The sequence below is a fragment of the Mycobacterium sp. genome, assembly GCF_052145595.1.
Classification (GTDB): Bacteria; Actinomycetota; Actinomycetes; order Mycobacteriales; family Mycobacteriaceae; genus Mycobacterium.
On sequence record NZ_JBKQOI010000163.1, the window covers coordinates 1 to 8,664 of the forward strand.

At 66.8% G+C, this 8,664-nt stretch carries 10 protein-coding genes and 1 pseudogene; 9 read left to right on the forward strand and 2 right to left on the reverse strand.

All coding sequences use genetic code 11. The features are described from left to right. The first annotated feature begins 56 nt into the window (after window positions 1–56). Complete coding sequence (gene rimM / locus ACLP4W_RS14695) at window positions 57–620, forward strand: ribosome maturation factor RimM (RefSeq protein ID WP_442387071.1); 564 nt, start codon at window positions 57–59, stop codon at window positions 618–620. 24 nt (window positions 621–644) lie between these two features. Beyond that, window positions 645–1,331 carry a tRNA (guanosine(37)-N1)-methyltransferase TrmD gene (gene trmD, locus ACLP4W_RS14700; protein ID WP_442387056.1) on the forward strand — a complete coding sequence of 229 codons (687 nt, stop codon included), beginning with the start codon at window positions 645–647 and terminating at the stop codon, window positions 1,329–1,331. A gap of 18 nt (window positions 1,332–1,349) precedes the next feature. On the opposite strand, the gene ACLP4W_RS14705 is transcribed toward trmD, so the two are convergent. Beyond that, entirely contained in the window at window positions 1,350–2,309 is a 960-nt protein-coding gene (locus ACLP4W_RS14705; RefSeq protein WP_442387057.1) for a hypothetical protein, read from the reverse strand. Between the two features lie 358 nt (window positions 2,310–2,667). Between ACLP4W_RS14705 and rplS the strand changes: the two genes are divergently transcribed. The 4 genes and pseudogenes from rplS to ACLP4W_RS14725 all read left to right on the forward strand — a co-directional run bounded on the left by rplS (window position 2,668) and on the right by ACLP4W_RS14725 (window position 5,085). Continuing rightward, the gene (gene rplS / locus ACLP4W_RS14710; protein WP_442387059.1) at window positions 2,668–3,009 is read left to right on the forward strand and encodes a 50S ribosomal protein L19; all 342 of its coding nucleotides are present in this window, start codon (window positions 2,668–2,670) and stop codon (window positions 3,007–3,009) included. Between the two features lie 102 nt (window positions 3,010–3,111). Then, window positions 3,112–3,975 carry a signal peptidase I gene (lepB, locus tag ACLP4W_RS14715; protein WP_442387061.1) on the forward strand — a complete coding sequence of 288 codons (864 nt, stop codon included), beginning with the start codon at window positions 3,112–3,114 and terminating at the stop codon, window positions 3,973–3,975. 2 nt (window positions 3,976–3,977) lie between these two features. Further along, window positions 3,978–4,775, forward strand: a pseudogene (locus ACLP4W_RS14720) (ribonuclease HII). Window positions 4,776–4,779: 4 nt separating this feature from the next. Beyond that, the gene (locus ACLP4W_RS14725; protein ID WP_076122808.1) at window positions 4,780–5,085 is read left to right on the forward strand and encodes a DUF2469 domain-containing protein; all 306 of its coding nucleotides are present in this window, start codon (window positions 4,780–4,782) and stop codon (window positions 5,083–5,085) included. A 15-nt stretch (window positions 5,086–5,100) separates the two neighbouring features. Here the strand turns inward: ACLP4W_RS14725 and ACLP4W_RS14730 are convergent, their stop codons facing one another. Beyond that, entirely contained in the window at window positions 5,101–5,871 is a 771-nt protein-coding gene (locus ACLP4W_RS14730) for a GAF and ANTAR domain-containing protein (protein ID WP_442387063.1), read from the reverse strand. Between the two features lie 278 nt (window positions 5,872–6,149). Here ACLP4W_RS14730 and fdhD point away from each other — a divergent pair, with 278 nt between their 5' ends. From fdhD to ACLP4W_RS14745, 3 genes are all read left to right on the forward strand, one after another. Further along, window positions 6,150–6,971, forward strand: coding sequence for a formate dehydrogenase accessory sulfurtransferase FdhD (gene fdhD / locus ACLP4W_RS14735; RefSeq protein ID WP_442387065.1), 822 nt, complete (start codon window positions 6,150–6,152; stop codon window positions 6,969–6,971). Window positions 6,972–7,085: 114 nt separating this feature from the next. After that, a complete protein-coding gene (locus ACLP4W_RS14740) occupies window positions 7,086–7,463 on the forward strand; it encodes a YraN family protein (protein WP_442387067.1) in 378 nt (125 codons plus the stop codon). Further along, window positions 7,463–8,664: YifB family Mg chelatase-like AAA ATPase (locus tag ACLP4W_RS14745; RefSeq protein ID WP_442387069.1), on the forward strand; the 1,202-nt coding region annotated here is incomplete at its 3' end. The genes ACLP4W_RS14740 and ACLP4W_RS14745, both read left to right, overlap by 1 nt.

The window sequence follows — 8,664 nt, forward strand, 5'->3', positions numbered from 1 at the left end:
GGCCGCGGCATCCGCGTCGACGTGGTGGACACCGACCAGTAGCGGAGCGAACTCCCTTGGAGTTGACGGTCGGGCGCGTCGTGAAAGCGCACGGCACCAGCGGCGAGGTGGTCGTGGAAATCCGCACCGACGATCCGGCAGCCCGGTTTGCACCCGGTAATACGTTGCGCGCCAGGCAATCTCGTAGCGGCCTGGAGAACAGCTATGTCGTCGATGCTGTGCGTGAGCACGGTGGGCGGCTGCTGGTGCGATTGGCCGGGGTGGACGACAGGGACGCCGCCGACGCCTTGCGGGGCAGTTTGTTTGTCGTGGACTCCGATGACCTGCCGCCGATCGATGAGCCGGACACCTACTACGACCACCAGCTCGAGGGCCTTCAGGTCCGGACGACGACCGGGCAGGAGGTCGGTGTCGTTGCCGAGGTGCTGCACACCGCCGCCGGTGAGTTGTTGGCGGTGCGCCGTGCCACTGACAATGCCGACAATGCCGGCGGCCAAAGTGGTGAAGTGCTGGTGCCATTCGTCGGCGCGATCGTCACGTCGGTATCGCTGGACGAGGGCTCGGAGAAAGGATTCGTCGAGATCGATCCGCCCGAGGGTCTGCTGGATCTGGGGCAATAGGTGCGCGGGCGAGGCGGAATAACTATGCGGATTGACGTTGTGACGATCTTCCCGGCCTACCTGGACCCGCTGCGGCAATCGTTGCCGGGCAAGGCGATTGCGTCTGGTCTGGTCGATCTGCACGTGCACGACCTGCGGCGGTGGACGCACGATGTGCACCACTCGGTGGACGACACACCCTATGGCGGTGGTCCGGGCATGGTGATGAAGGCGCCGGTTTGGGGCGAGGCGCTGGATGAAATCTGTTCCGGTGAAACACTCTTGGTAGTTCCTACCCCCGCCGGTGCGCCGTTCACCCAGGCGACCGCTCAGCGCTGGACCACCGAAACGCACCTGGTGTTCGCGTGCGGCCGCTACGAGGGCATAGACCAGCGGGTCATCGAGGATGCCGCTCGACGGATGCGGGTCGAAGAAGTCTCGATCGGCGACTATGTGTTGCCGGGTGGCGAGTCGGCTACCGTGGTGATGATCGAAGCCGTGCTCCGGCTGCTGGCCGGAGTTCTCGGCAATCCCGCGTCGCATAGCGATGATTCACACTCGCCGTCCCTGGACCGGCTGCTGGAGGGGCCGAGCTATACCCGTCCGCCGAGTTGGCGTGGGCTGGACGTCCCCGACGTTTTGTTGTCCGGTGATCATGCGCGAATCGCAGCCTGGCGTCGGGAGGTTTCGCTGCAGCGCACGCGCGAACGCCGCCCCGATCTCTTGGGCTAGCGATTTGGCGGGTGTGGGTCAGATCCGGCCGCTGGGAAACATCGTCTTGACGGCCTGGGTGATCGTCTGTCGCGCGGTGGTGTCGTCGGAGGGCTGCAGCGACTGGATCACCATGATGTAGCGGCGGTCCGCGCCGATCACGCCGGTCGACAGGTGCATCCAATCGGCGCCGATGCAGCACATCCAGCCCTGTTTGACCGCCACCGGTTCGGCGAACAGGCCCTCGGGAATGCCGAACCGCTGCGGGTAGCCGTCGACTCCATTAGGGGTGGACTGGGCCAGGTCGTTGACGATGATCATGGCCCGTTCCGCCGGCAGCCCGCCCGACCCGTCGAGCAGCATGTCGTAGTAATGGATCAGGTCGGTGACCGTGCTCATCGTGTTCCACCAGCGTCCGTCGTTGGGCGGGGTGGTGGACGACAGTCCGTATCGGCTCGCGACCTGGGTGATGATGGCGTCGCCGCCGCCCTGACCCCAGAACCGCTCGGCGGCGCCGTCGTCGGAAGACTGCAACATGACGTCTAATGCCTGCCGGTCATCCGGGGACAGGGGGGTCTTGCCCTCGGATTCGTGCAGCAGCAGATCGTCGGCGATGAACAGTTTGGCCACCGATGCGGTGCCGACGATCTGCGGGTTGCCGTTGGAGACGAGCTCATGCGTCTTGCGGTCGAGGATGGCCACCGAGAGTGTGGCCCCGTTGGCGGCGGCTTCGTCGGTTGCGTGCTGGACGCGTGCCTGCAGTCGGCTGAACCACGCACTGGGGGGCAGTGCCTGCAGTGGCCCGGCCGTCGCGATGGTGTCCAGCAGCAGTCGGATCGTCTCCGGTGGCGGCGGTGACGTGCGATCGGGCGCGCCGTGTACCGGCTTGCTGGATGCCCTCGCCTGGACCTGTGCCTCTACCAGTGCCTCGTCACACCCAGCCAACACCAGCGTCACCGCCGCCATGGCGGTGAGCACCGTGAGCGGGCGTGCGCGCATCTTCTCTACTCCGACTCCTCCGACGTAAACGTGCACATACGGGGCCGCACCGCCAATCCGCCCCGGGCGTCACGCTGAGAGGTTCGGGTTCGAGTAGCGCGTTTAGGCCCCAATCATATGTACCATTCACCAGCGTCTTTGGCTCGTTACGAACCGCCACGTTTAGCTGTGATTTTCAAAGGACGCGCGCAGTCTGGCACAATTGATCAGTTGTCTCCAACTTGTCAGCGGGCCGGGCTGCTTCCCGGCCGTTGCGAGATGCGCCCGAAAGCCCGAAAATAATCGGCTTGATGACCGCCCCACCGCCGCGTGCGGGCGGCTGCCGCAAGCCGCGACCGCAAGGAAGTGTCTTCTCAACATGAACAGGCTGGACTTCGTCGACCAGGCGTCGCTGCGCGACGACATCCCGGCCTTCAGCCCGGGCGACACCATCAACGTTCACGTCAAGGTGATCGAGGGCGCCAAGGAGCGTATCCAGGTGTTCAAGGGTGTGGTGCTCCGCCGACAGGGCGGGGGCATCCGCGAGACATTCACCGTGCGCAAGGAGAGCTATGGCGTTGGTGTCGAGCGGACCTTCCCGGTGCATTCGCCGAACATCGACCATATCGAGGTGGTGACCCGTGGTGATGTCCGCCGCGCCAAGCTCTACTACCTGCGGGAACTTCGCGGCAAGAAGGCCAAGATCAAGGAAAAGCGCTGATCGGGTGCGCCCGAGCGGTGGTCGCGGGTCGCCCAATCGGTTTAGGGGACGGTTGACTCGCCGGATTGCGGGGCACCAGGCTGTGCTGGCTACGCTGGTCCCGTGACCGACACCCCGGACTCGCCTGAGCCCCCGCGCGACGCCACCCAGTCGGAGCCGAAGGTCTCTATCCGCGACCCCAATGCGCCCGCTGAGGCGCCCCCGCCCCCCGAGGCGGACGAGCCGGCGCCCAAAAAGAAGTCCGCGCTGCGGGAGCTCGCGATTCTGGCCGCGATCGCGGTGGCGCTCTACTACGTCATGCTGACGTTCGTCGCCCGCCCGTACCTGATCCCGTCGGAATCCATGGAGCCCACGCTGCACGGATGCACGGGCTGTGTCGGCGATCGCATCATGGTGGACAAGCTCAGCTACCGTTTCGGCGCACCGCACCCCGGTGATGTGATCGTCTTCAAGGGACCGTCGTCATGGAACGCCGGATACAAGTCGATCCGTTCGAACAACACCCCGCTGCGCTTGGTGCAGGACGGTCTATCGTTCATCGGTTTCGTGCCCCCCGATGAAAACGACCTGGTCAAGCGGGTCATCGCGGTCGGAGGGCAGACGGTGCAGTGCCGGGCCGATACCGGGTTGACGGTCAACGGCAAGCCGCTGAAGGAGCCGTACCTGAATACCGCCACCATGACGGCCGACCCGTCGGTATATCCATGCCTGGGCAGTGAGTTCGGGCCGGTTACCGTCCCGCAGGGACGGCTGTGGGTGATGGGCGACAACCGGACGCACTCGGCGGACTCGCGCGCCCACTGCACCAGCGTTCCGGCCCACGCCCTCAAGGGGATACTGTGCACCGGCGATCCGACATCGGGGACCGTGCCGGTGTCCAATGTCATCGGTAAGGCCAGGTTCATCGTGTGGCCGCCGTCGCGATGGGGTGGCGTGGGTTCGGTGAACCCCCAACAGGGTCAGTAGCCGTGGCCACCACGTGGCCGCCGCGGACGGTGATCCGCAAGTCGTCGGGGCTGCGCACACTGGAGTCCGCGCTGTATCGCAGCGGGCTGGGACCGGTGGCCGGGGTCGACGAGGTGGGCCGCGGTGCCTGCGCTGGGCCTCTGGTGGTGGCGGCCTGCGTGCTCGGCCCGGGGAGGCTGGAAAGCCTTGCAGACCTTGACGATTCGAAGAAACTCACCGAGAAGGTGCGCGAGCAGCTGTTCCCGCTGATCCGCCGCTACGCCTTGGCCTACCACGTGGTGTTCATCCCGTCCGACGAGGTGGACCGCCGCGGCGTGCATGTGGCCAATATCGAAGGCATGCGCCGTGCGGTGGCCGGTCTGTCCCGGCGTCCCGGCTATGTGCTGAGCGACGGCTTTCGCGTGCCCGGCCTGCCGATGCCGTCGCTGCCGGTGATCGGTGGAGACGCGGTGGCGGCCTGCATCGCCGCGGCCAGCGTGCTGGCAAAGGTCAGCCGTGACCGGCTGATGGTCGCGATGGACGCCGAGCACCCCGGCTACGGCTTCGCCGATCACAAGGGCTACAGCACGCCGGCCCACTCTACGGCGCTGACCCGGCTGGGCCCCTGCGCGCAGCATCGCTATTCGTTCATCAACGTCCGGCGCGTGGCGACAGAGTCGGGCGCGCGGGTGGTGGCCGAGTGCAAACTGGACCCTCCGGCCGAGCGTGCCGGATACCGGTGAGGAAAGATGGGACGAGGTTCCCACCCGGCGACGCCTCAGGACGGAGCCGGGGAAATTGTCAGGGAGAAGGACGTCTGAGCAGATGAGTGCCGAGGATCTCGAAAAGTACGAAACCGAGATGGAGCTCTCGCTGTACCGCGAATACAAGGACATCGTCGGCCAGTTCAGCTACGTCGTGGAAACCGAGCGGCGCTTCTATCTGGCAAACAGTGTGGAGATGATGCCGCGCAACGCCGACGGCGAGGTGTACTTCGAACTGCGACTGTCCGACGCCTGGGTATGGGACATGTACCGTCCGGCGCGGTTCGTCAAGCAGGTGCGGGTGGTCACCTTCAAGGACGTCAACATCGAAGAGGTCGAGAAGCCCGAGCTGCGGCTGCCGGAATAGCCCCGCAAGCCGGAACTATGCGCCCGACGGGGGCTGCTCGTCGCCGTTGGACGGCAGTTGACCGCGCTTTTCGATGACGGCCCGCGCCACTTCGGCCAGCTTGATGTTCAGGGCCTGGGAATGGCGCCGCAGCAGTTCGAACGCCTGCTCCTCGGTCATTTCGTGCAGCAGCATCAACATGCCGACCGCCTTGCCGATTTCGCGGTTGCTGAGCAGTCCGCGCCGAAGGCTGGCGGCATCGTCGCCCTTGGCGATCGCGTTGATGGCCACGCTGGCGAACGATGCCAGCACCGCCGCTCGTCCGGCGGACTCGGCGTCGAACAGGTTGGCGGTGTCGCTGAACAGGTTGAGCGCCGCCCCCTTGCGCTTGTCGACCAGGAGCCGAAACCCCATGGCCCCGCGCACCGGTGTCTCTGCGACAAGGACGGCCGCGAGCTTGGGCCACAGGGAGGGCGTGGTCAGGTCCGTGTCGATCTGGGGCGTTTCCTCCTCGATCGCGTCGATGCACGGGCCGTCGCCGGCACGGCGTTCCAACTCGTCGATTTGCTGGGCTAGCCGGTCGCTCGCTCCGACAGTGACGTAACGATCGTTGTCGCGCACCAACAGGCTGGCGTGGTCACAGCCGCGGACCGTCAGGGTCGCGGCGATGCAGATGGCCGCGTACATCTCGCTGGCGCCCGAGCCGTGATAGATGATTTCGGCGAGGGCCGCGAAGACCGTAACCGGGTCAGGTTTCTCCCCACCAGGTGTTGAACCGTCTGCGTCGGCAATCGGTTCGTCTGCCATGTTGTGCCTCGTTTCCCGCGGTGTCGGTAGTTTGACCCGCTGTGCAATCGCCGTAGGTTATCGGTCGCCCACACGAGCCGCACACGCTGCGCCGGCAGCTCACGGTCCTTATCCGAGAATATCGGGATTGGTCACCGCTTATCGCCTGGTCGAGCTCCGTTGGTTCCACCGCCGAATTCGCTCCCGGCGCCCGGGCGCCGGCCAATGTAGTTTGACTCCGTGAGGTCTTCGCGCCCAGCCGCGTCTCGCGACGTCCCGGCCGACGGTGAAAGTGGCCAGTGGGCCACGTAACGGCGCGTCGACGCGCACATCACCTCACTGCGGATCGGGCCGTCACCCGGCCGGAGACCCTGGTTGTCGAGGAGCCGTTGGAGATCCGCGTCAACGGTGCGCCGGTCACGGTCACGATGCGCACGCCCGGCTCGGATTTCGAACTCGCGCGAGGCTTCCTGCTCACCGAGGGGGTAATCGGGGGCCGCGAGGACGTGCTCACCATTCGCTATTGCGGCGGGCGCGGTGAAGACGGCGCGAACACTTACAACGTTCTCGACGTGACCCTGGCTCCCGGCGTCAAGACACCCGACCTCGATGTCACCCGCAACTTCTACACCACCTCGTCGTGCGGGGTCTGCGGCAAGGCATCGCTGGAAGCGGTGCGCCTGATCGGCCGCTTCTCGCCTGGCGCGGATCCCGCCACCGTCGCCGCGGCCACGCTCAAGGCGATGCCCGGCCAACTTCGTTCCGCGCAAAAGGTTTTCGACAGCACCGGTGGGCTCCACGCCGCGGCCTTGTTCGCAGTCGACGGCACGATGCTCGTGGTGCGCGAGGACATCGGCAGGCACAATGCGGTCGACAAGGTCATCGGCTGGGCGGCGGAACATGAGCGGATACCGGCGGCCGCCTCGGCGCTGCTGGTCAGCGGGCGGGCATCGTTCGAGCTGACGCAGAAGGCCGTGATGGCCGGGATTCCCGTGCTGGCCGCTGTGTCCGCGCCGTCGTCACTGGCGGTCTCGCTGGCCGAGGAGTCTGGGGTGACGCTTGTCGCCTTCCTTCGGGAGGAGTCGATGAACGTCTACACCCGACCGGACCGGATCACATAACCACGGCCCGGCCGGCTGTGGATAGCCACCGGACTGGGGATAACCGGCCGGTGCCGACACCCGAATCGTCGATGGCGGCCCGCCTTGTCGGGCCCCCCGTGCACCGTGGCCGACATGACGACCCAAAAGACTCTGACCCGGGTTCAGCTGGGAGCGATGGGCGAGGCGCTCGCCGTGGACCACCTGACGAGGATGGGGTTGCGGATCTTGCACCGCAACTGGCGTTGCCGCTACGGCGAACTCGACGTGATCGCTTCCGACGAGGCCCCCCGCACAGCGGTCTTTGTCGAGGTCAAAACCCGCACCGGCGATGGGTATGGCGGGCTGGCATACGCCGTCACCGAGCGCAAAGTCAGACGGCTGCGCCGGCTCGCCGGGCTGTGGCTGGCCGGCCAGGACGAGCGCTGGGCGGCGGTGCGCATCGACATGATCGGTGTGCGGGTCGGGCGGCGCCGCACCCCGGAGATCACCCACCTGCAAGGAATTGGCTGATGGCGCTGGGGCGCGCATTTTCGGTCGGGGTGCGCGGACTAGACGGGGCGATCGTGGAGATCGAGGCCGACATCACCTCGGGGCTGCCGGGTGTGCATCTGGTGGGTCTGCCCGATGCCGCGCTGCAGGAGTCCCGGGACCGGGTGCGAGCGGCGGTCACCAATTGCGGCAACAGCTGGCCCATGGCCCGGCTCACGCTCGCGCTGTCGCCGGCGACGCTGCCAAAAATGGGATCGGTCTACGACATCGCCCTTGCCGCCGCGGTGCTTTCGGCGCAGCGAAAGCACCCGTGGGAACGTCTGGAGAAGACGGTGTTGCTGGGTGAGCTGTCGCTGGACGGGCGGGTCCGTTCGGTACGCGGAGTGCTGCCGGCCGTGCTGGCCGCCAAACGCGATGGCTGGCCGGCCGTCGTTGTCCCGGTGGATAACTTGGCCGAGGCAAGCCTGGTCGACGGCATCGACGTGTGGGGCGTGCGTACCCTACGGCAGCTGCAGAGCTGGCTCGGCGGGTCGGGCGGCTTAGACCCAAGGATCAGCGCGGTAGCCACGGTTTCGGAACCGTCGGCGGACCTCGCCGACGTGGTCGGGCAGGCGCAAGCGCGGTTCGCGGTCGAGGTCGCGGCCGCCGGGGCGCATCACCTGATGCTGACCGGCCCGCCGGGGGTGGGCAAAACGATGTTGGCCCAACGCCTTCCCGGGTTGTTGCCCCCGCTGACGGAGAGTGAGTCGCTGGAGGTCACCGCGATCCATTCGGTGGCCGGCCTGCTGTCGGCGGGCACGCCGTTGATTACCAGGCCGCCGTTTGTGGCGCCGCATCACAGTTCCAGCGTCGCGGCGCTCGTCGGCGGGGGTTCGGGGATGGCCCGACCTGGCGCTGTCAGCAGGGCGCACCGCGGGGTGCTCTTCCTGGACGAATGCGCCGAGATCAGCGTCAGCGCGCTGGAAGCCTTACGAACGCCTTTGGAAGACGGGGAAATTCGTCTTGCCCGCCGCGACGGGGTGGCCTGCTATCCAGCCCGGTTCCAACTGGTGCTTGCCGCCAACCTGTGCCCGTGCGCGCCGGCCGATCCCCAGGACTGCATCTGCGCGGCGGCGGCCAAACGGCGCTACCTGGGCAAGCTTTCCGGTCCCTTGCTGGATCGGGTGGACCTGCGGGTGCAGATGCATCCGGTACGTGCGGGGGCGTTCTCGGCCACCGACGC

What these genes read in the sequence shown, in the direction of transcription:
- trmD (WP_442387056.1), top strand. Translation starts at nt 645, where the DNA reads ATGCGGATTGACGTTGTGACGATCTTCCCGGCCTACCTGGACCCGCTG.
- ACLP4W_RS14705 (WP_442387057.1), bottom strand. Translation starts at nt 2,309, where the DNA reads ATGCGCGCACGCCCGCTCACGGTGCTCACCGCCATGGCGGCGGTGACG.
- rplS (WP_442387059.1), top strand. Translation starts at nt 2,668, where the DNA reads ATGAACAGGCTGGACTTCGTCGACCAGGCGTCGCTGCGCGACGACATC.
- ACLP4W_RS14725 (WP_076122808.1), top strand. Translation starts at nt 4,780, where the DNA reads ATGAGTGCCGAGGATCTCGAAAAGTACGAAACCGAGATGGAGCTCTCG.
- ACLP4W_RS14730 (WP_442387063.1), bottom strand. Translation starts at nt 5,871, where the DNA reads ATGGCAGACGAACCGATTGCCGACGCAGACGGTTCAACACCTGGTGGG.
- ACLP4W_RS14740 (WP_442387067.1), top strand. Translation starts at nt 7,086, where the DNA reads ATGACGACCCAAAAGACTCTGACCCGGGTTCAGCTGGGAGCGATGGGC.